Here is a 23210-nt window from a genome sequence, read left to right on the forward strand (position 1 = left end):
GTAAATAATTTCGTAGCCTGACATTCATGTCAGGTGAGATACCGTTCCTGACGTAAACGTCAGGCTACTACAATGGGATATCGACCCGTTATAGGTAGCCTGACATTCATGTCAGGTGAGATATCGTTCCTGACGTAAACGTCAGGCTACTATAATGGGATGTCAGACAACTAACTGATTTATCAGTATAGACGCTATTGCTTCAAACCCAACACTGTGCAATCTTCAACCTTTCAATACTAAACGGTGCGTCTTACATGCTGGATCAATGGCTTATCGGAATCATATTAATTGCCATGTTGGTGCTTTTCGTCATAGATAAATGGCGTTACGACCTGGTTGCCATGATGGCGCTATTGTCCGCAGCTATTCTTGGTCTGGTGCCAACCGCAGAAGTATTCAGTGGTTTTGGTAACGCTGCCGTCATTACCGTGGCTGCTGTACTAATAATCAGCCAGGCACTGTGGCGTTCCGGTGTAGTTGACGCCCTTGCCTCAGCCATGAAAAACATTGGCGATAAACGCTGGGTACAGATGATAGCTCTGACCTCAGTCACGACGGTCTGCTCGGCTTTTATCAGCAATACCGGCACCATGGCTATTATGATTCCCGTCGCCCTTCAACTTGCCCGCAGCAGCGGCAATAACCCCTCCAAAGTGCTAATGCCTATGGCCTTTGGCTCCTTACTGGGGGGCACTATTACCATGGTGGGTACACCGCCGAACATTATTATTGCCGACATTCGCCGCGACGCAATGGGTGAGTCCTTCGGTATTTTTGAATTTACGCCCGTTGGCCTCAGCATCGCCATAGCTGGATTGCTCTTTATGTGGCTACTCAGTCACTGGCTGGTGCCTGAAAAAGCCGGAAAGTCAAAATCGCAATCGCTGTATGATGTCAGCAGCTACCTGACCGAACTCTACGTACCTGAAGGTTCCAATTTTGTCGGTGAAACCCTGTACGAACTGGAAAACCGCAGCGAAGAAGACTTTGTTATTGTTGCGCTTCAACGTGGTGAAAAGCGTTGGTCCGCTCCGGCGCGTTATTTACGGCTGAAAGCTGAAGACGTGTTAATAGTTGAAGCCAATGCGGAAACCATCCAGCAAGTCATTGACGGAACCGGACTGGAGCTCAATGCCGAAGAAGAAATTGATGACCGCTTTTTAAAATCCGACGACATTACCGTTATTGAAGGCATTGTCGGACATGACTCGCGCCTTATCGGCCGCTCGGCTGGCGACATAAAATTACGCAGCCGCTACGGTATAAACGTACTGGGCGTAGCCCGGGAAGGTCAAAAACTGGGGACAAAACTGGCAAATATTCGCTTTAAACCGGGCGATGTTTTATTACTACAGGGCGACGCTGAAGTGCTTAATGACGTATTTCAACGTTTTGGCTGCTTCCCTCTGGCTCAACGCAGTTTACGACTGGGCTCACCGAAACAGCTGATACAGCCATTGGGAATATTCTCGGCAGCGATTCTGGCAGCAGCGCTCGGTCTTATCTCGGTGCCGGTTGCTTTTTCTCTTGCCGCTGGCCTTATGGTTATTACCAATATTTTGCCTCTGCGAGAGCTCTACGACGCCATAGACTGGCCTATTATTGTTCTGCTGGGCGCAACCATTCCACTGGGTTCTGCACTGGAGCGCAGCGGTGCGGCCGACACCATTGCCAATGCGGTGCTTTATGTGAGTCAGGGATCACCCGATTTTGTCGCCGTGGGCTTACTGCTAATAGTCACTATGCTGCTATCCAACATTGTTAACAATGCCGCGGCAGCAGTACTTATGGCCCCTATTGGCATTAGTATGGCGAGCAGCTTCGGTGCCAGTATGGACCCGTTTTTAATGGCGGTTGCTATTGGTGCCGCGGTGCCTTTCTTAACCCCTATCGGCCACCAGTCGAATATACTGGTTATGGGGCCGGGTGGTTACAACTTTAGCGACTACTGGCGGCTTGGCCTGCCGTTGTCCCTGCTAGTGTCAACGGTGGCGCTGGTCATGATACTGCTGGTATGGCCGTTGTATTAATCGATAACTTTATAAGGCAGATAGGTTTGCAGTGTTTTCAAGTGTTCGCGTAACGCACTGCGTTCATCCTGACAATACTGCTCAATGGCGTCGCTAAGAGGCGCCTCCATAAAACGGTAAAAGCCTTCGCGCAGAACCGGCTCAAAACCGCGATGCAATTTGTGCTCACCCTGAGCTCCCGCGTCAAAATACTGTAGCCCGTGGTTTATGCAGAACTCAATTCCCTGGTAATAACAGGCTTCAAAGTGCAGGAATTCAAGCTCTTCCCGGCAGCCCCAGTAGCGTCCGTAAAGTGTGTCTTTGCCTTTAAAGCACAAAGAAGCAGCCAGCATGTTGTCGTCTTTATAGGCAGCGAATACCACAATATAATCGGCTAAATGTTCGGCCCAGAGTTTGAAGGTAGCAGGGGTTAAATAGCCGCCATGTCCCGAACGTTTTAAATAAGTACGCTGGTAAAACAGAGTAAATTGCTGCCAAAACTCCGTAGTCAGCTCATTACCCTGCAAGGTTCGCATTTGCACATTTTGTTCCGATACTTTTTGCCGCTCTTTGCGAATCGACTTACGCTTACGCGACACCAGAGCCGCTAGAAAGTCATCAAAACTGCCGTAGTTCCGGTTTTGCCAGAGGAACTGAATATCGAAGCGCTGCCACCAACCTTCGTCTGTTAAAGCACAGCTTAAGTCAGGTTCAACGTACAAGCTCTGCAAGTTACTGACGTCATGCTGCTTTAACAACTCAGACTCAATAATAGACAGGATCTCGCCGCGGTTAACGCCCTCGCTAATAGCCAGACGAGGCCCCTGACATGGTGTAAAAGGTATTGCGTTAATCAGCTTGGGGTAATATTGAAAACCATAGCGCTCAAAGGCTTCGGCGAAGGCCCAGTCGAACAGATACTCACCATAAGAATGCGTTTTCTTAAACCACGGCATAGCCGCAACCATGGTGTCATTATCATCATAAACAACAACATATTGCGGTAACCAGCCACGCTGCAGCCCAAGACTGCCACCCTGCTCAAGCGCCAGCAGAAAATCATAGCGCGTAAAAGGGTAATCACTACCAAATAAGCGGCTCCAGTCAGCCTTGGGTACAGTGGTGATTGTTGAGTGAATAACTGCTCGCATGCGTTAGGCGCTTAAAGTAAAAACCCGCACCCAGACATCAGCGGTCAGCTGTAAAGAGCTGAGAGCTTCGGCACTTTCGCGGCCTGCGGCGCTGCTACGGTATAGGTGTGGTGTCATGGTGAGTAGGTTTTGAACAGCCTCGTTATTATTCAGTTCAAATTGGAAAGTCACACGCTGCTCTGATGCTAAAGACCAGTATTCTGAGTTTACAGGCAGATTATCTGACTTTGTTTTTATCTCAGAATAAATAATAGCTTTTAGCTCTTTTAGGTGATCACCAGCCGGGTCTACCATAATGAGCCGACCGCCGGGCTTTAGAACCCGCTTAAATTCAGCTTCAACAGGGAAGCCAAACACGCACAAAATGGTATCTACACTGTTATCGTCCAGTGGAATAGAGTTATTGGAAGCAACCATCCAGCTCAGGCGTTTATCGCGTTTTGCCGCAGCCTGCACTGCCCATTTTGAAATATCCAGGGCGGCCACACTCAAATCAGTACCTTTCTGTTCAGCCTGTTCAACCAAGTAGCGTAAATAGTAGCCTTCGCCGCAACCGGCATCGAGCACCGCCTGCTCGCCCTGTGCTAACACCGTATCAGCTAAAACTTGAGCCAGAGGTTGGTAGTAACCCTGCTCCAGAAACTCCCTCCGTGCCTGCACCATGGCTTTGCTGTCGCCGGGATCTTTCGAGCGCTTATTCTGCACTGGCAACAAATTCACGTATCCCTGTTTTGCCACATCATAGCTATGGCCATTTTCACAGCGCCAGCTGCCGTCCACCAACTGCAAAGGTGACTGCTCTATCGGGCAACGTAAGGCGAATATTTTTGTTATTGGCATACCATCTACTTTTGCAGCGCTATTTTCCGACCATCTTATTCTTCCGCTTACTTTTCTGCCAGCGGCGATTTCCCAAACTTTTCGAGATTTTAAAAGAGAAAAGTTTAATCACAAACACTATTGATAATGAAAACAATTCGCATTAAGATCCAAAGCCGGATTTTAGGAGGCTTGTATGCGAGACAAGAACAATGGAATAAAAATGACAGCAAGAAACGGAATTCTCTGCTCAGCGGCCCTGATTCTCTTGAGCGCCTGCGGCGGCACTGACAGTGATGTTGCCAACGAAGACATTAGCGCCACATTAGCTGAAGACACCTCCTGGCAAACTCAGTTAGACTTTAGCGACACCGCCATCATTATTAATCAGCCCCGGCATGGACAGCTAACATTAGGCAATAACACAGCAACCTTTACACCGGAAGCCGATTATAATGGCAACGATAGCGCAACGGTGGAAGCGGGCAATACCCGTTATCGATTCAGCTTCACTATTACCCCAGTTAATGACGCGCCCCGGTTCATCAGCCGAACCATTTCACTTAGCGCAGATCACGAAATGGTAGGTCAGATAGAAGCCTACGATCCTGACGGCGACGATATTATTTTCTCGCTGGTAAGCCAGCCCAAACAGGGCCATGTCAGCTTAGGCCAGGAAGGCAGCTTCAGTTACCACTTAGACGGACTGAGCCTGCCCAACGACAGCTTTATTGTCTTAATTTCAGATGGTTTGGCAGAATCAGAAGCAGCCATTGAACTTAAACCTGCATACAGTACGAACGAAGAAAAAGCGGCTTACTACTATCACTCAAGTGAATCACATTTAAAGCAAGCAGAACAAATTACAGACAGCATTAATGACGACGTTGTTTCACAAAACAGCTATATCGCACTGGCTCAGGGGTATGTTAAAGCAGGTTTAACGGAAAAATCAGATGAAATTCTGGAACAAAAAATCTTTTCACAGCAAGCGCTTGCGCAGGCGCATTTAAAGGTTGCTCTAGCTTATGAACAGAGTAATCAACCGGATAAAGCTAGTACACATCGCCTGTTATCACTTCAATATCAAACAGACTACATTGTTGATAACGGGATCACCAATATATCAAAGGCTGATGCAAGTGTATTGCTGACGCTACTAAACGATATGAACGGGGCAAATGACAGCGAAGGCGCCGATAAGGTCACGACCCAGCTGGAGAGCTTCACGAAAGTTATTGGAGGGGCGGACGAAGAATATCAAGGTGCCTTTGGAAACATGGTTACCGCAGCCCGGAACCAGGCCTCCAGTACTGTCGAAACATACCTACAAACTAATTCCAGCCAGGACCTCCAGTTAGCACTCGCCTCAACTGATCGTTTCGCAAGTATTGTTAAAGAAACAGGCTATCAATTTGTAAAAACGGGAGAACATAAAGGGGAGCGTTTTTATCAACTCGGACCTATGTATGTCGCTCAAGCTGCTGAGTTTTATTACTCATTGGGAGCAACAGACAAAGTTAAAGATTTACTCGCTTATGTTTTCTCCTATTACACCGACACAACTTACGACCCGGAACACCACTATCCTCTTAAAAACTACGCGCAACGGTCAATTGAGCAATACCAGTATCCACTGGCTATTATCGCAAGCTTAATGGAGCTGACTTACCCGAACACACCTAACCTTGCCGTACAGTTAGTGAAGCCGGAGATGTCGTCCTACGATCGGGTTATTGATGCCGCGGAAGAAGCTAAAGCTCTGGCGACAGTCATTAGAGGCGGCTCTTTAATCGATGCCATAACCATTATAGAGCAGCAATATGGCGATAATTTGAGAGAACTGCAGGAACAATACTCTGGCCGTATTGTGGGTAAAGATTACTTTGGCGGTCAACTAATTACATTAGGTTACATCAGCGAAGCAAAACAAGTTCTGCGTCGGGGCATTAATATTTTACGAAACCCCACTTACTTAAGCCAACAAGGCAATACACTATATATCACCGGCACGCGCGGGTGTCTTAAGTACTGGTCTTATGTAAAAAAAGTCGACGACACTGATTTGATGGATACGCTCAAGCAAGCCTGCCAGTCCATCGTCGATAACAAGTTTCCCACCGCTAACGCAGCTAAAGATGACGCGTTTCGGTTTCTTGACGCCTACATGGATTTAGCCACGCTGTACCAACTGATTGGCAACTCCGAACAAAGCATTGCATTGCTGAACGAAGCTACCGTTTTGTTTGACAAGATTGAGGATGAAAGTCAACTGCAGGCCAAACAACGTGACTATTTGTTTGCACGCATGTCCTTAAATAACTTCGAACCGGCTTATGTTTTATTGCAACAGATGGTAAGCCCCTGGTTCTCTGACGAGCCACCAGAAGATACCGAAGAAGAATTAAAGAAACTGCTGACTTTGCACCGAACGTTAGTCAAAGACGACTACAACACCTCTAGCTTAACAGAGCAGGACGCGTTACTTCCTCAACTGAGGAAAACAGCCTACAACGAGGCGAATTACTCTGAGCTCTATCAACGCTTCAGTAGTATTGAAAAGCAACTCAGTACGGAGATTATTAAACGCTTTAATAATCAGCCCGCCCCCGTGCAAATCAATTTAGCCGAAGATGTAGTCGATAACCTGAGTTATGCACGCCGTTACCAAGATGCCCGGACATTGCTCGAAAACTCCTACTTAAGCGCGTCAGATCAGCTTGAATGGCTGGGCCTTATTGCTGAACGACAAGCAACGCAGGATGACTTTCCGAATAGCCCCATAGCAACAGTAGACACTGACCACGATGGGCTCGCTAACTTTATCTCAGTTAACGCCAGCGACGCGGAAATCGAACAAAGTGACATTCAACTGGACAATGACGCCGACGGCGATGGAGTACCCGATGAAATCGATCCAATGCCCCTGGGCTAAATTTATTCAAGCTTTCGCCATTAGCAGCTTGTGCATAAATGCTGTGGCTGCAGAAGAGGAAGCGAAGCAGACAAAGGAAGAGGACTTTGAACGTATAGAGGTAGTGGGTTACCGCTGGTTTCCTGAAGCCGTTGGTTTAACCGGCCGTTACGACTTGTCTCGTGAGTTTCTCGATTACCGTTCACAAGGTAACGGCAACATTACCGATATGTTGACATTTTTACCAGGCGTTCAGGTTAGTGAGGACAGCTTTGCCGTGGAGCAGCAGGCTGAAATTCGGAGTCAGCTGATTTCAATTTCGGGAGCTAAACCCTGGCAAACCGGGTTTTACCTTGATGGGATGAGCAATAACTCGCGTATTGATCCGAACTCATCCAACCGTTCACCGTCGTCGATAAATGATGTTCAGGGACACCCGCAGGCATTTTTTGTGAATCAGGCTTTGGTTGGCAAGGTTACGGTTTACGACAGTAACATTCCGGCTCGGTTCAGCGGCTTCAGTGGTGGCGTGGTAGACGTGGAGAGTCGGGATGCAGAGCAAACTCCTTGGCTAAAAATCAATTGGAGAACGTCAAAAAGTGACTGGAACCAATATCAGTACATTGATAATCGCGCCGATTTACAGGAAGAGCCGGAGGATTACGAACCTGTCGAGGTTGAGTTGCCGGACTTTTCCAAGCAAACCGTATCAGTAACGGGTTCTATTCCGCTGGCCCCCGGTCACTCAGTTATGTTATCCGCCAGCAAAACCACTTCCGAAATTGGGGAGATTTCATTACTGGAACCGGTTACCACAAAGCGAGACTCCGTCAGCGCAATGCTCAGTTACAACTGGACAGACGGCTGGTTCGATAAACTATCCGCCAGTGTCAGTTACTCTCCTTATGAAGGAGATTATATTCTAACGGATATTAAAGATTCCGACTTTTCTTTAGAAGGCGGAGGTCGGCAAGCCAAAGTCTCGATTGAAGACACTCTGGGTGACTGGTCAATTTCCTCCAGCCTGGGTTATAGCTACAGTGAAAATAGTCGCTCAGCTTTTCCTGCATTCAGACCATGGTACAGAGCTGCAGGAAAAGACTGGGGAATCGATTCCGGCGGAACGCCATTTAGTGTCGAGGGAGGCTACGGCAACCTCGATAAAACCCAGACTTCAGGTAACTGGAACACCGATGCTCAATACAAACCTTTCCAATGGATTGGTGCCAACCATGATCTAAGCCTGGGGTTTAGCGCGCAGTCGACAACCATTGAAAGGCTGCGTAACCGCACCGGACTGGTTTATAACGGACCGTACCGTGACGCCAATATATATTGTCGTGGTTATAACTTTGATTGTATCGAGCAGTCTTACCATGTGCCGCTGGACGAGTTAGCCGATAGCCTGGGTGGCAACATTGATCTCTCTAACCCTGAGCATTTACAGGCCTACAGTGAAAATCTAAAAACTCGAGGACAATTTTTCCGTTATCGTCGTGTTTATCCAATAGAAAACATCAGCGTCGAAATGAAGGAGCTGAGTGCCTACGTTGACGACGCGGTGGAGTGGGATAATCTGCGTTTGCGACTTGGGCTGCGCGCCGACTACAACGACTTTCTTGAAAATATTGATATTGCACCGCGAATTCAGCTGGGCTACGACCTTTTTGGTAATGGCGACTCCTTACTCACCGCTGGGGTTAACCGATACTACGACGCTAATCTTATAACTTACAAACTGCGCGAGGCCCGCCGCCCTTATATTACGCAACTTCGCAGTATCAATGCCGGTGTTGTCGGAGACTGGCAGACCTCAAACGAAGTACCCCGATTCCGTTATTTATTCAACAACGTCAGTACTCCCTACAGCGACGAATTCAGTCTGGCATGGAAACAACGCTTTTTCGGCGGACTATTGTCGCTAAAAGGCGTCAAACGCTGGCAACGTGATCAGTTAGCGCGGGGAGATAGCTTTGAAGAGGATGGTCTCACTTTTGTTGAGCAGGTTAACGGTGGTAAGGGCACCTACGAGCGTTTAACGCTTTCATACCAGTATCGCTGGAACCAGCATGAATTCTGGTTCCACACCAGCTGGAGCGACAACCTGACCAGCTCTGAATCCTATGACAGCGGCGTTGATTTGGTACCCGAAGATGAAATTGTGGCCCTGAGAAGTGCCCGTACAGGCAGCAGCCGGGACATCAAACTCATTAGTCAGGATGACCTTACCCGGCTTAATGAGGACTTCAGCCGGCCGTTAACAGCCAATTTCAGCTTACACAGCGAATGGACCGAAGCCTTACGTACCTCCGTAAACATAAGCTATCAGGGAGCTTATGAAAGCGCTGTCAACACACAAAGTTTCTATCAGGAAGATAAACGTGAAGTATGCACTGATTGTGGTGATATTGACTTGGCTTATCCGTTATTTGTTCAAACTGAGCTGCCCGCGCGGACATTGATAAACACCGCCATACATTACGACGTGCCATTATTTGACCGGGCTCTGCAGCTGACTTTAGAAGTCGATAATTTACTGAATAGCCGTACCCACCATATTACTTACGGACAAGCCGGTATTGAAACAGGCCGCTCTTACTGGGTCGGCTTTAGCTACACCATGGATTAACTATGTATAAAAACGCCCTCCGGCTCGGTGTGATGATACTGAGCCTTTTTCTGACAATGCAGAGTGTGGCAGCTGCTAACCCAGTAAACTGTTCTGTAAAAAGCAAAAATCAATGGCTCTGGAATGCTTATTTACAGCCCACCCCAAACTGGCCAGAACGGGCTGAGCACGCAAAAGAAGACTTACAGCCGCTACCGGCAGCTAAAAGCAGTTTAGAGAATCCAAAAGCTAAGCTGGGGAAAAAGCTATTTCATGATCCGAACTTATCGGCTGACGGCAGCGTTAGCTGCGCTTCCTGCCATAAAGCTTCGCAACACCGCGGCGACGAACGCACTGTATCAGAGGGTGTAGGTCGGGCAAAAGGACGCCGCAATGCTCCTATGCTAATGAATGTCGATTTGTGGCAGTCATTTTTCTGGGATGGTCGCGCCGCAACTTTACAGGAACAAGCACTCGGTCCTTTAACCGATCCCGTAGAAATGGCGCATACACCCGAAAAGGTCGTTAGTTACCTGAAACAAAACGAGGACTACGCATCTTTGTGGCAACAAGCCTACTCTGATGCACCAAAGACCTGGAGTAACGTTGCCGATGCGCTGACAATTTACCAGCAAACCTTTCGCTCCCCGGCAAACCCTCTGGATAAATTTATTAAAGCGGTTGAGTCCGGTGATAAAAAAGCAGCGAAAGAGCAACTAAACACTCAACAGTTGCACGGCTTGCACCTATATCGAACCAAAGCCGGATGTATTAACTGTCATAACGGTGCATTGCTGTCGGACAATAAGTTTCATAACACAGGGCTACACTATTTTGGTCGTCGCTTTGAAGATTTAGGCCGCTACGAAGTAACCGGTAACGTTGACGATATGGGGCGTTTCCGAACACCGAGCCTACGTCATGTCATGGAAACCAAACCCTGGATGCACAATGGCCTGTTTACCCAAATGGAAGGCATTATTCGCATGTACGAACACGGTGGTGCTCGCCCTAAGCGCCCGAAGTCTCTGGCTCCCGAGAAGGCTTACCCTGTTACCAGTAATTTACTCACGCCGTTTGAATTGTCCGACGAAGAGCGCGAAGCTTTGATGGAGTTTTTAGAAGTGCTGTAGCTATGCGTAAAAAACAAAAAACCACCATCGCTAAAAATTAACGATGGTGGTTTTGCTATAGCTAATACGTTAAATAGTAACTACTGGCTTGTACTGACACCTAACTCACGCAATACGTTATCTGCGTGATCAACATACTGCATTTGCCACAGCATGTATCTGACATCTACCTGAATAGAACGGGTGTTCTCCAGGTTGAAATCCCAGTCGGAGATAATTGAATCCAGTGTGCCGTCAAAAGCCAGGCCGACAAACTCGCCTTTATGGTTCAGAACAGCAGAACCCGAGTTGCCGCCGGTAATATCCAAAGTGGCAAGGTAGTTCACAGGTACAGAATTTAAATCCGCTTTTTCATAAGGACCGAAGTCACCTGCTTCAATCGCCTTCAGTTGTTCTTGCGGCGCATTAAACTCGCCTTCACCCGTGGCTTTTTCTGTCACGCCTCGCAACGTTGTAAAAGGTGCCCAGGCATTACCGTCTTCCGTGCCATGCGCACGGCCAGCAACGTTACCGTAGGTAATTCTCAACGTGCTGTTGGCATCAGGGTAAACAGCCTGACCTTTACTTTTCATGAAAGCAATTTTTGCCCGCATATAACTGGCGTAAGCGTCCTGAATTTTGCCGGCTAACTCTTCACTTTCTTTCTCTTCTTCTAAGTCAGAAGGGTATAAAGCGACAGCGGCTTTCACGAACGAATCGTCGCTTTGTTCAAACTGCTCTGGGTTGTAGTCCAGCAAAGCCATGCGGCTATCCAAATCGGTTAAACCGGTTGCTTCATACCAGCTGTCAATTAAGTTGCTCAGTTGTTCTTCGCTCATGCCGTCACGTAAGCCCAGAGCTTTATCAAAAGCGGCGTCACGATCTGACTTTGGCTGCGCCATGTAATTGCTCAGGTTATGCAAGTCCAGAGCCTTTTCAACGCTTGAGTCAAAGTTACGCTCCATACTGGCTAGGTATGATTCAAAGCGCGGCACATCGCGTTCCTGGTAACCCGCTTTACGCTCAGCATCCGGCTTAGTACCTTCCTGAGCCAGACGGTAAACAGCACGTGCAACCATAAGCAGACGCGGAGTGGCGTTATTCAGCAAATAATCGGCACGACTTTGAGCGTGACGTTCCTGTAATAAGGTTTCAATGGTTTTAAGGTCGTTAGCGTAGGCCTTTCTATTCTCGCGGCTGCTGTTAACCCAGGCGGTCAGCTCTTTATGTTCCTGCTGCTTGCGCTCTAACAAATCGCTGTTCGCAAAACTGTCCAGCATTCCCTGACGGTTTTTCAGGTAATTATTCAGGCCCGCTACGCGGCTGGCGTATTTAAGCTCTGCGTCTTTATTGTCTTTGGTTTCCCGCGCAATAATGTCCAGTGAATCCTGAAACTGTTCAACTGTTTTAGGATAGCTCCATTCAAAGGTTTCTTTTACTTCAGACGGCAGGCGGTGACGGTTGGTACGGCCGGGATAGCCCAGCGCCATAACAAAATCGCCTTCTTCCAGGCCTTCACTGGCTATAGTTAAGTGGTAATCGGGTTTATAAGGTACGTTGTCTTCGCTGTAATCCGCTGACTCACCTTCCGGGCTGACATAGGCGCGTAAAAAGCTGTAGTCGCCAGTATGACGTGGCCACATCCAGTTATCGGTATCGCCACCAAATTTACCCACACCACTTGCTGGTGCATGAACTAAGCGAACGTCTTTAATTTCCAGCTGTTTAATTAAGTAATACTCGAGGCTGCCATAGTATGCAGCTACCGTGCAACGATGCCCTTCGTCCTCTTCACATTCTGCCACCAAAGCTTTCTGGTTATCTTCTATCGCGTCCAGACGCGCTTTGCCCGTTAACTCGGTTACATTGGCATCAATCACCTTATTAGTGACTTCATCGACCGCTTTGGTCACAAAAATGCGGCTGCCCGGTGCCGCAGGTACTTCTGCACTTAAGTCTTTGGCCAAAAAGCCATTAGCAAGCAAATCGTTCTCTGGTGTCGAGTTATGAGCAATGCTGTTGTAAGCGCAATGATGGTTGGTTGCCACTAAGCCTTCTGGTGACACAAACGAGGCCGAACATCCGCCCAGGCTGACAATAGCAGCAGCGGGGAACTCGGTTAATTTAGAAATATCATTAGGATCAATAGTCAGACCTGCCGCCTTCAGCTTATCGGCAATTTCCGGTAACTGTTTGGGCATCCACATACCTTCATCGGCTGCCGCAAAACAGCTGACTACAGACAAAGCAATCAGTAACTTTTTCATAGTGTCTCTTCTGTTAATTGTTAGGGAGGGAACAATAACCTCTGATAAAAGCTATAGTCATAGTCTTGCCGAAACTTGTCAATAATCAGACAAGTAATGTTACAAAATAACAGTCGTAGAGTGGTAAAACGCAGACACAAAAAAAGCAGCCCGTGGGCTGCTCTTCATAATTTTTAGCTTACTTAGAAGCTTAATCCATGCAAATTAAATTGCTTGGATGTTCTCAGCCTGAGGACCTTTAGGACCCTGAGTTACTGAGAAAGAAACGTTTTGGCCTTCGGCTAGCGTTTTGAAACCATCGCTAACAATCGCGCTGAAATGAGCGAACACGTCTGCGCCGCCTTTCTGCTCGATAAAACCAAAACCTTTTGCTTCGTTAAACCACTTAACAACACCGTTTACTGTATTAGACATAATAAATATCCTGAAATTTTAAAAAATAAGTAATCGCTCTGGGCGTTCCCAGTTGCGATGATCATGCGGGTAAAAAATGAAACTAAAAACTGCAGGACGAAGATATTACTAAGAATAAAGCGACGTAGAGGAGTGTTTAACTAACTGTTTCTTATCCAACACCGGCTACTCTACGCACATTCCATATAATGTCAAATAATAGTTTTCATTTATTTTATAAATTTCCTTTATAGTTGCTCTCTGTCATCTGGAGCGCCGGCATATAAGCGGGTAACAAGAAAAAAGGCAGTGCAAAGCACCGCCCCTTCCAAAACAAAAACGCTTACCTTTACCAAGCGTATTTAACGCTCAGTTCCACATTACGCGGAGCGCCGAAGAATCCTTGGTTATAAAAGTCGATGCTGGAATAGTACTTTTTATCAAACAGGTTGTTGACGTTAAAGCTCAGATCCCAATTTTGGCTTAGCTTATAGTTAGCCATGGCATTCACGACGGTGTAGCTGTCCTGAGTAAAGGTTTCGCCATTTGGGCCTATATTCGGATTAGACGATATTTTGCTCTGCCAGTTTGCATTCACACCTACTTTCAATGCATCTGTGGCAGTGTAAAGTACGCTCGCTTTCACCATGTCTTCGGGTAAATAAGGCGCATAGTCTGAACCATCACGATCTTCCGACTCATTGTGCGTATAACTAAAGAAAATATTCAGTGAATCGGTTGGCTTACCATTTAACTCAAGCTCATAACCTTCACTCTCGGCACCATCAACGCCGATAGACGGCTGGATAGTAGTGCCTGGTAGGAAGTCCGCATTATCGGGATCATTAATTGCAAGGTTATCTTCTTTCACTTTAAAGACGGCAACACTGGCTGTTAAAGCTTCATTAAAGAAGTCACCTTTAACGCCTAGCTCTGCGTTTGAGCCTTCCACCGGACCAATGAGCTCATTGTCCGCATTTCGCGCGCTTTGAGGTTTAAAAATTTCCGTGTAACTGGCGTAGGTTGAGACGGCATCTGTGAGATCATAAACCAGCCCGAAATAAGGCGTGTTAACGCCCGAGTTTTTATAATCGCTTGGCGACCAGGGTGATTGCACAAAAGTGTCATAGGTTGTAATTCTATTGCCTAGAATAGCAGTTAAGTCATCCGTTAAACTCAATTGTGCCGCCGCGTATATGCCTTTTTGCTTATATGATTCATAAGTTCCATATGCCGGAGTGTCGCTGAAGTTAATAGGATCGACCCCATTTCCCCAGTCAAACAGGCTAGGGACGTCTATGGCATCAGCACTGCTATAAGAAACAGAGTCAACATTTTGTTCAGAGCTCAGAGCACCGGCTGTTAATTGGTGCTCACGACCAAATAGCTCGAAAGGACCCGACGCTAAAAAGCGGTATGAAGTTTGCTCGCGTTCAGCAACATAATGATTCGGCGACGTTCCTAAGCCTTGTCCGGTGTCTTTGTTCGGAAAACCGGAGAAATACAACAAATATCCGTCCATATCATCTTCACGACGCTCAACATCCAGTTGGATATCCCAGCCATTATCAAAAGCATGCTCTAACTGAACGAATACACTGGTGCTTTCTCTATCCCATCTATTCCAAGGTGACGCTGTTGTCGTACTAACTGGCAAATCGTCAGCCTGTGTACCGTCGTCATAAAACAGAGGCAGTGCGCCCCACATACTTCCTTTGGGGTTACGCTCGCTGTAATCAGCCCCCATGGTTAAACGCGTTTGAGTCGTTAAGTCGGCAGTCACAACAGCGTAAATTTGGGCGTTTTCTTTCTCGGATAAATTGACGTAACTGTCACCCTCTTCATAGGCAAGCGCAACGCGTCCTTTTACGTTTCCATCCTCCGACAAAGTTTGAGAGTGATCAGCTTCCACTCTGTAGTTACTCCAGGAGCCCAAACCGACACTAGCGTAACCACCATCTTCAGCTTTCGGGCGCTTACGAATAAGGTTAATTGCAGCGGAAGGTTCGCCTGCACCGGTTAACAAACCTGTCGCGCCACGCACAATTTCAACTCGCTCAAAAATAACGGAGTCAGCCAATGCTTCGCTAAAGAAGCTGTTGTACGCAATAGGCACACCGTCAAACTGGAAGTTGGTTACATTACGGCCACGGGCACGGAAGAAGAAACGATCCGTTTCTGCCTGCTGAGCCTGAATACCCGGAGCAAACTGCATCACATCGGCAACCGTATCGAGCGAGAAACTGTCTATAAAGGTACGGTCAATAATAGAAATCGACTGTGGAGTTTGACGTAATGTTAACGGCAAGCCTGTTGCCGTAGTCGCCTGATCTAATGAACTGCCGGTAACCTTAATGTGTTCAAAAATCTTTTCCTGCGTTCCTGCCTGTTCTTTATTTTCTTCAGCAGAACCTTCGTTTTGTGCTGCCACAGCAGCGGAGCTTAACAGCACTGATGCTACCGCTGTTGCTATTAAATTTCTGGCAAATGCCTTCATGAATTGTCTCCCGACCACACTATGTAAATGAGAATTGTTATCGGCACATTGTATTTGATAATTGTTCGTATTTACAATATCATTTCGGAAAATTTCTCGGGGGAGTTCGAATGACGCAAAGGCAATGGTTTAAATTACATGGGTGGTGCTCGCTGCCAATATGGATCCTGTTTTGCTTTATCTGCATTACCGGTACCATCGCCGTATTCAGTCACGAGCTAACCTGGCTGTTCAACGAAAATGCGCGAGCGGTTAATCCAGACAATTTGCCTGCTCAACCTATCTCGGAGCTAGTTGCTACCGTCAAAGATCAGTTTCCAACGGCCAACGTTACGACGGTAATGACTTTCGAGCCTTATATTATTAACGCCGTCGTTTTCTCCGATGAAAACATCCCGATGGGCATTGCCTATGTAAACCAGTACACCGGCGAAATTCAGGAAGTTAATCAGGGCATTACTTTTATTAACTTTATGCGCTCACTGCATAGCTGGTTGCTATTCCCCTGGCAAGACGGCTACAGCATTGGCTATTATTTAGTATCCGCCATGTCCTTTGTCATGATTGGTGCTCTGGTTACTGGTCTGGTCATTTATAAAAGGTTCTGGCGCGCCTACTCACAACCTAAAATTCGCGCTAAACAAGGCAAAAAAACGCTGCTAACCGATTTACACAAACACGGCGGTGCCTGGTCCATTTGGTTCCTAATTGTCATGAGTTTAACTGGCCTCTGGTACTTTACCCAGCAAGTGCTCTGGCACGCAGATATTGATATTGAAGAACACGCTCCGCTGGTTGAAGTATCTGACATTCCTATGGGAGAAAAAGCACAAGCTCCAGTGTCTTTTGAAGACGCTTTGCTTATAGCGGAGCAGCGCTTCCCCGATATCCGCCCCAGCTTCATTATGATGCCTGAGCATAACCGTGACATGTTCAAAATTATGGGCGGTGGCGAATTCATTTTCTACGACCAATACTCCTACAGGCTGGATATTAACCCCTGGAATGGTGAGATAGCCCGAGCTGTTTCACCAGACAATATGAATGCAATACAGACCATTCAGCATATCGTTGATCCGCTGCACTACGGCACTATTGGTGGTATCTGGACTAAAGCCATCTGGTTTATTTTTGGACTTATTTTGTCGGCTATGTCCATTACCGGATTTTTGATTTGGGGTTCTCGCACGGTGAAAGCGGCAAAAGCTAAACGCACACCGCTGCAAGAGTCGTTACAGAATGAAGGAGCTAATTAATGGCGCGCCGTAAAAATACCTTCTGGAACCGCAATAAATTTAAACTCAGTGGTTTAATTCTTATTCTGCCCTTTTACTTTCTGTATCAGCAACTGCAGCTACCCGAGCTGCCTCCTGTCTGGGATGAAAAAGCCGTAGGTCCGTTTAAAGTAGCCTTACAACCAGCAAATAATGAAGCGCCCTATGCGCACCACGAGGACTGGGTGAAAGACTTTTCAGCGTACGTTAACGAAGGAAAAGTCGGCGATATTCGTCAGGGTTACGTGAACATTGGCGAGGAACCAATTGCTATTGAAGAACTGCAACAAGATGACGTCGGCATTTTGCACGGCAGTGAATTACTGCAGCATGTTCATGCCATAGCACCACAAAAACTTGAACCTCAGCAACGCGTTTGGGTCACTCTGCAAACCTGGAATGGCGAGGTTCACAGGGCAGGCTGGGAACTTCCTGAAACTTGGGTTAAATAACACTTTAAACGCGAATCGTTTTCATTTAGAATTCCCATCAATTTAGCTCGCATCTAATATTTGAGGGGAATAATGAAGATTCAAAAGACTGTTCTGGCGGCTAGCATTCTGGCCGCCCTTGGCTTACCCGTAACCGCTGTAGCCGAAGAGCCGCAGCAAACAGATAAAGTCATAGAACGTTTAAAAGTCACCGGACAGGAACAAGATGGATACCGAAGCTCTGATGCAGATGGTGCAACAAAGCTAGGTCTAACCATTAAAGAAACTCCACAAGCGGTTACCGTCATAACACGTCAACAAATTGAAGACTTTGGTCTCAATGACATTAACTCTGTGCTGGAAAGCGCAGCGGCAGTCAATGTGGAAAACGTGGAAACTGACCGTGTTTATTACACCTCAAGAGGATTTGAACTCAACAACTTTCAAATTGACGGGCTTGGTCTTCCGCTGATCAATAGCAATACGCATGGACGAGTTGATACAGCATTGTATGAGCGTGTAGAGGTAATTCACGGTGCCAACGGTATTATGACTGGTGTCGGTAGCCCCGCCGCCACAGTCAATATGGTTCGCAAACGCCCGACATCAGACACTCAGATTCGTCTTGAAGGTAGTCTTGGCTCTTGGGATAACAAGCGGTTGGAAGTAGACGCATCAGGCAAAATCAATGATCGAATCAGGGCTCGTTTTGTCGGTGCAACTGATAGCGGTGAATCCTACTTAGATCGTTATGAAAACGATACTAAATTGTTCTATGGCGTTGCCGACTTCGCATTGTCTGACAATACACTTCTAACGGTAGGGCATAGCGAACATAAAAGTCACACCGATGGCAATATGTGGGGCGCTTTAACCCTTTATTATGGCGACGGCACTCCAACTAACTTCGACGAATCAACCAATGTCGCAGCGGATTGGTCGGAGTGGGAAGTTAGCGAGAGCCGCAGTTTTGTCGATATTGAGACTGCACTATCCGACAGCTGGACATTACGCGCAGCCTACAATCGAGTGCGCACCGACGAGGACAGCTTGTTATTTTATACTTATTTAGCTGACTCAGAAGTCGGTCTTGATCCTGAAACGGGACTGGGACTTATTGGTTATGGCAGTGAATACGATCTGGATGATAAGCAAGACACCTTCGACCTGTACGCTAGCGGTTCATTTGCAGCCTGGGGTCAATTACATGAGGTAGTAGTAGGTGCTAACTACTCTCGTCTAGACTATGTCGATTATTCCCTTTATGACTACCATACCGGAAATGGTTTCCCCGCTATGCCGTCTCTTAAAGACTGGGATGGAGATACTCCTTTACCTGAATTCACCGATTCGCGGGCTGGAAGTGTTGTGGATAACACACAAAAGGCCGTTTACGCACAGACTCGACTAGCGCTTAGCGAGAATTTAAAAGTTCTACTTGGAGGACGCTACAACGACTTCACAACCGAGGGCGTAGGTTATGGAGTTGATCAATCGCGCGATGACGCAAAATTCATTCCTTATGTTGGGGTGACTTACGCTATCAATGATGCCTTAACGACCTACGCATCTTACACTGAGACATTCCTAGCTCAAACTGAGCGCGACCAAAACTTTGAACGCCTGGAACCGTTGACCGGTAAGAACTCTGAAATCGGATTGAAAGCAGATCTCTTTGATCAGCGCGCGTTACTGAGTCTTTCTTACTTCCATATTGATCAAGAAAACTTAGCTGTCGGTGACGGGGATGCCATTAATCCAGAAACAGGACTACCCGAACCAGTTTATCGCGCTGCCGACGGTATCAGCAGCGAGGGACTGGAGATGGAACTGGCCGGAGAAATTGTCTCAGGCTTACAAGGTCAAATGTCCGCAACTGTATTTGATGTCGACGGCGATGAGTTAGTTGAGAACTATACCGCGGAAAAACTATTCCGGACGTCATTGACTTATCAATTCCCACAGCTACCACAGTTAAAATTGGGCGCAACTTATCAGTGGCAGGACGAAACAAGTCGAGTACAGGGTACTGTCGGATCTATGTATAGCAATGCAGGAGAGGCGATCATAACTCGCCAGCCCGCATACGGACGGTTAGGCCTAATGGCAAGTTGGCAAATCACCGATGCTTTATCGGTGCGAGTTAACGGCTATAACGTAACTGATGAAAAGTACCTCAATAGCTTATATTGGGCGCAAGGCTATTACGGCGCGCCAGCAAACTACTCAGCGTCTCTAAGTTACCAGTTTTAATAAGATTTATAGCTTTCACGTGCAGCCCCGGGCGTCTCTCTTCCCAGCGTCCGGGGCTTTTTTTTAGGTGGGAGTTATTCGTTGGTGTAGTATTGAACGCCAATTTCTATGCGATCACGACCATTTTTCAGGCGCCAGCGGTTCATGTCTCTTAATGAGTAAACACAGCCGCAGTATTCCTGCTGATAAAAACGTTCACGTTTGGCAATTTCCACCATACGCGCCGCTCCGCCTTGTTTGCGCCAGTTAAAAGTCCAGTAATGCAGACCCGGATATGGCGCTACCGCACGCTTACCACAGTCGTTAATCTGGTCCATGTTTTTCCAGCGTGAAATACCTAAGCAGCTAGTAATGGTGTCAAAACCGTTTTCATGGGCATACAGCGCTGTACGCTCAAAGCGCATATCAAAACATTCGGTGCAACGCTCACCGCGCTCCGGTTCCCACTCCAGGCCTTTAACCCGTTCGAACCAGTTTTTAGAGTCGTAATCGCAGTCAATAAAGTCGACACCCAGCTTCTCAGCAAAACGGATGTTCTCTTCTTTACGCAGCAGATACTCTTTTTCCGGATGAATATTCGGGTTATAGAAGAAAATGGTAAATTTAATGCCAGCTTCCGCCATGCGCTCCATAACTTCGCCTGAACATGGCGCGCAGCACGAATGCAACAGCACATGATCAGACCCCGTCGGGGTCTCCAAAACAATGGATTCTTTCTTGTTTCTAGCCATAATTCTCTCTTCGCGGCTGAAATTTGTGCGAATTATAACTCAAACAGGCGGGGGCAAAAACCACAAACCTTGATGAAAAATTAAACACTGCTTTCCTGATATTAACTATCGACAAAATCTATTGGAATAAAACTATCTTTACTCACAGTTTTAGATTACTTTTCACCGCTTTTTTTGACCTTTAAGTGGAAAGTGAAACAATGAAATTATCTAACCTGTCCCTGGCTAGAATGAATCAGATTAACCTGCTTTTTCTGGTAAGTTTAAGTATTACCCTGGGGCTTGCTCTCTTCTCTGACATAACTGACGGTATACTGGCTGTTCCCGGTGTAGTCATCACACTATTCGCTGTTATTTTCTTTATCAGTTCACAGCGATTCCTCACGTATGCGGTACAAGAGCTTAAAAGTATGGCTGAACAAGTCAGTAACGGTAACCTTGATCCAAGAGTAAATCTCAGCAACGATAACGAATTTGGGCAAATTGCTCGTTCTTTAAATCGTGCACTGAAACGCTTCAGTCGCATTTTGGCTCATGTAGACGGTGCGACAGAAAAGCTGAGTAATTTGGCGGAACGCACTGCTTCTGTCTCTGACCGTTCTCATATTACCAGCGAAAAACTAAGTGAGCAGTCCACTAGCCTGGCCTCTACTATTGAAGAAATTTCTGCCAGCATGAACGAAATGACGGCAACCATTGAGCGTATTAATCACAATACCGACTCAGTTTCTGAAGTCAGCGTTACCTCTGAACAACAAATTAGTAAGCTGGCCGAGCGACTCAATAAACTCGTCAGTTCCGTAGAGTTATTCGACAGCAGCTTTGATAAAGTTGAGAAAAGTGCTGAAAAGATCACTTCTTTTGTTGAGCTCATTGAAAGTGTCACAGAGCAAACCAACCTACTCGCTCTTAACGCTGCTATTGAAGCAGCAAGGGCAGGGGAACATGGAAGAGGCTTCGCAGTAGTTGCCGACGAAGTTCGTTCTTTAGCTCAAAAAACAAAAGCAACGACGGGTGACATTGTCAGCATGACAAACGAGTTGCGCGCCGTTATTTCATCGTCAGGCGAAATTAGCGATCAAGCTTTGGAAGCCTCTAAAGAAGCACAGAAGATATCAGTAGAAACTATCGAGTCCTTTAACTTGGTATTAGCGTCAATACGCGAAATTAATGCAGAGGTGGATATGGTAACCGAGGCCAGTAAGCAACAGAATGATGCGGTAGAAAATGTCAGTAAAAACATTCAAGTGCTTAGCGATCTTTGTGATGGAGCCTATGAACAGGCTGAGACGTTGTCGAATAACACAGACGAACTGAATAACCTCAGTAACGAAATTGTTAAGCAAATGGATAAGCTGGACGACTAATTTGACAAATTAAATTGCTCGACTAAAATCCGTATATCCAACTTGGATATACGGATCTTTTATGGCCAAAACAACACTTTTCAAAAGCAATAAAACGCAAGCGGTTCGGCTGCCAAAGGACGTTGCCTTTTCCGAAGACGTTAAAGAGGTGGAAGTCTTAGTGGTTGGTGAAAGCCGAATTATTACCCCGGCCAAAACAAGCTGGGCATCCTGGTTTAACGGCGAACCAGCAAGCGATGACTTTATGGTTGAACGCGAGCAGCCTGAGGAGCAGGAGCGTGACCCGCTATGAACTTGCGCTATATGCTCGATACGAATATTTGCATCTATATCATGAAGAATAGACCAGCATATTTAGCTCCTATTTTTGATGAACACTCGCGCGAGCTCTGCATCAGTTCAGTAACCGTAATGGAACTGCAATATGCTGTCGAAAACTCGCAGCAACGTACAACTAATGCCGACAAACTCGATAGCTTTTTGGCTCGTTTGAAAATATTAAATTACGATACTGACGCGGCTTATCACACAGCACTTATTCGTCACAAACTAAAACAGCAGGGCACACCAATTGGCCCCTATGATCAGATGATAGCAGGCCATGCCCGATGCCATGGACTCACGGTTGTTACCAATAACACCGGAGAATTTGAACGAGTTCCCGGGCTTATTACCGAAAACTGGCTGCAACAACCACCGCAATCATCAATCAATGAGCCAACTCCAGCCTATCGTTGACAGAAATATCTATTCTCAGGTAATTACTCAACCCGCAAACAATATTGCAGGAGCGCTTCTCTAATACTCTGACGGGATTTTAGAAAAAGCATCATATATGCTTTATCTTCTTCAAGTCGATAGATGGCTCTCAATTGCTGATCAGGAAGAATAAAGTCACGATAATTCGTAAAACCTAAGTCGGCCGCTTCTTCACAAAGTGGGCTGCTCTCGGGATAGCGTATTACTCTCTGCTCAAGCATATCTATAAAATTAAATATCACACCCCTTGCCTGTGATTGACCAATATACCTCGCCAGATATTGGCTATATGCGCTAACTTGACGTGCAAATGTTTCGGTATATTCAATGCTAATTGCCGTCATTCGTCAGCACTTCCTCAAGATTAGAACGAAGCTGGTTTGAAGATAAGGTTCGTCCAGCTTTTAAATCTTTTTCCGCGAATGACATTAGCTTCATAAAAGCCATTTGTTCTTGCTGCATTTCATACTGGGCTGGGTCCTGAACCACATAGAGTGGCTCCCCATTTTGGGTAACAACAACAGGCTCCTCAACATTCATTGAAGACAGTTCTTTCTTAAATGCTGAAACCGTTGTGATGCGTGACTGTTTAGTTTGATACATTGTCTGCCCCCTAGACTAG

18 protein-coding genes are annotated in these 23210 nt (G+C 46.6%); 10 read left to right on the forward strand and 8 right to left on the reverse strand.

What is annotated here, in order from left to right:
- Positions 1-257: 257 nt before the first annotated feature.
- Positions 258-2033: an SLC13 family permease gene (locus tag NJR55_RS05310; RefSeq protein ID WP_253618496.1), complete on the forward strand. Its 1776-nt coding sequence runs from the start codon at positions 258-260 to the stop codon at positions 2031-2033.
- Here NJR55_RS05310 and NJR55_RS05315 read toward each other — a convergent pair.
- Complete coding sequence (locus NJR55_RS05315) at positions 2030-3163, reverse strand: GNAT family N-acetyltransferase (protein ID WP_253618498.1); 1134 nt, start codon at positions 3161-3163, stop codon at positions 2030-2032. The two genes, NJR55_RS05310 and NJR55_RS05315, sit on opposite strands and share 4 nt — an antisense overlap.
- A gap of 3 nt (positions 3164-3166) precedes the next feature.
- Positions 3167-4003 (reverse strand): putative RNA methyltransferase, encoded by an 837-nt coding sequence (locus tag NJR55_RS05320; protein WP_253618500.1) that lies wholly within the window; start codon positions 4001-4003, stop codon positions 3167-3169.
- 175 nt (positions 4004-4178) lie between these two features.
- Here NJR55_RS05320 and NJR55_RS05325 point away from each other — a divergent pair, with 175 nt between their 5' ends.
- From NJR55_RS05325 to NJR55_RS05335, 3 genes are read left to right on the forward strand one after another with little or no spacing between them, the layout of a single operon-like run.
- Positions 4179-6917, forward strand: a complete 2739-nt coding sequence (locus NJR55_RS05325) for an Ig-like domain-containing protein (protein WP_253618502.1) — start codon at positions 4179-4181, stop codon at positions 6915-6917.
- On the forward strand, positions 6889-9525 hold the full coding sequence (locus tag NJR55_RS05330) for a TonB-dependent receptor plug domain-containing protein (protein WP_253618504.1): 2637 nt from the start codon (positions 6889-6891) through the stop codon (positions 9523-9525). Before NJR55_RS05325 ends, NJR55_RS05330 begins: the two co-directional genes overlap by 29 nt.
- A 2-nt stretch (positions 9526-9527) precedes the next feature.
- A complete protein-coding gene (locus NJR55_RS05335) occupies positions 9528-10637 on the forward strand; it encodes a cytochrome-c peroxidase (RefSeq protein WP_253618506.1) in 1110 nt (369 codons plus the stop codon).
- Between the two features lie 80 nt (positions 10638-10717).
- Here the strand turns inward: NJR55_RS05335 and NJR55_RS05340 are convergent, their stop codons facing one another.
- The 3 genes from NJR55_RS05340 to NJR55_RS05350 form a co-directional block, all read right to left on the reverse strand.
- Positions 10718-12883, reverse strand: coding sequence for a S46 family peptidase (locus tag NJR55_RS05340; RefSeq protein WP_253618507.1), 2166 nt, complete (start codon positions 12881-12883; stop codon positions 10718-10720).
- A 204-nt stretch (positions 12884-13087) separates the two neighbouring features.
- A complete protein-coding gene (locus tag NJR55_RS05345; protein ID WP_054490405.1) occupies positions 13088-13297 on the reverse strand; it encodes a cold-shock protein in 210 nt (69 codons plus the stop codon).
- A gap of 328 nt (positions 13298-13625) precedes the next feature.
- The gene (locus NJR55_RS05350; protein ID WP_253618508.1) at positions 13626-15773 is read right to left on the reverse strand and encodes a TonB-dependent siderophore receptor; all 2148 of its coding nucleotides are present in this window, start codon (positions 15771-15773) and stop codon (positions 13626-13628) included.
- 110 nt (positions 15774-15883) lie between these two features.
- On the opposite strand from NJR55_RS05350, the gene NJR55_RS05355 reads away from it, so the two are divergent.
- The 3 genes from NJR55_RS05355 (at position 15884) to NJR55_RS05365 (ending at position 19731) form a co-directional block, all read left to right on the forward strand.
- Entirely contained in the window at positions 15884-17029 is a 1146-nt protein-coding gene (locus NJR55_RS05355; protein WP_253618509.1) for a PepSY-associated TM helix domain-containing protein, read from the forward strand.
- Complete coding sequence (locus tag NJR55_RS05360; RefSeq protein ID WP_253618510.1) at positions 17029-17499, forward strand: hypothetical protein; 471 nt, start codon at positions 17029-17031, stop codon at positions 17497-17499. The genes NJR55_RS05355 and NJR55_RS05360 overlap by 1 nt, the downstream gene beginning before the upstream one ends.
- A 72-nt stretch (positions 17500-17571) precedes the next feature.
- A complete protein-coding gene (locus NJR55_RS05365) occupies positions 17572-19731 on the forward strand; it encodes a TonB-dependent siderophore receptor (RefSeq protein ID WP_253618511.1) in 2160 nt (719 codons plus the stop codon).
- Positions 19732-19805: 74 nt separating this feature from the next.
- On the opposite strand, the gene NJR55_RS05370 is transcribed toward NJR55_RS05365, so the two are convergent.
- Complete coding sequence (locus NJR55_RS05370) at positions 19806-20462, reverse strand: epoxyqueuosine reductase QueH (protein WP_110013507.1); 657 nt, start codon at positions 20460-20462, stop codon at positions 19806-19808.
- A gap of 200 nt (positions 20463-20662) precedes the next feature.
- Here NJR55_RS05370 and NJR55_RS05375 point away from each other — a divergent pair, with 200 nt between their 5' ends.
- The 3 genes from NJR55_RS05375 (at position 20663) to vapC (ending at position 22567) form a co-directional block, all read left to right on the forward strand.
- Entirely contained in the window at positions 20663-21829 is a 1167-nt protein-coding gene (locus tag NJR55_RS05375) for a methyl-accepting chemotaxis protein (RefSeq protein ID WP_253618512.1), read from the forward strand.
- Between the two features lie 61 nt (positions 21830-21890).
- The gene (gene vapB / locus NJR55_RS05380) at positions 21891-22121 is read left to right on the forward strand and encodes a type II toxin-antitoxin system VapB family antitoxin (RefSeq protein WP_253618513.1); all 231 of its coding nucleotides are present in this window, start codon (positions 21891-21893) and stop codon (positions 22119-22121) included.
- Between the two features lie 11 nt (positions 22122-22132).
- Complete coding sequence (gene vapC, locus NJR55_RS05385) at positions 22133-22567, forward strand: type II toxin-antitoxin system tRNA(fMet)-specific endonuclease VapC (RefSeq protein ID WP_275978058.1); 435 nt, start codon at positions 22133-22135, stop codon at positions 22565-22567.
- 23 nt (positions 22568-22590) lie between these two features.
- Here the strand turns inward: vapC and NJR55_RS05390 are convergent, their stop codons facing one another.
- Both NJR55_RS05390 and NJR55_RS05395 read right to left on the reverse strand, forming a co-directional pair.
- Positions 22591-22932, reverse strand: coding sequence for a hypothetical protein (locus tag NJR55_RS05390; RefSeq protein ID WP_253618516.1), 342 nt, complete (start codon positions 22930-22932; stop codon positions 22591-22593).
- A complete protein-coding gene (locus NJR55_RS05395; protein WP_114982302.1) occupies positions 22919-23191 on the reverse strand; it encodes a type II toxin-antitoxin system prevent-host-death family antitoxin in 273 nt (90 codons plus the stop codon). The genes NJR55_RS05390 and NJR55_RS05395 overlap by 14 nt, the downstream gene beginning before the upstream one ends.
- Positions 23192-23210 lie beyond the last annotated feature (19 nt).

It is taken from the genome of Idiomarina rhizosphaerae (assembly GCF_024159085.1).
Classification (GTDB): Bacteria; Pseudomonadota; Gammaproteobacteria; order Enterobacterales; family Alteromonadaceae; genus Idiomarina; species Idiomarina rhizosphaerae.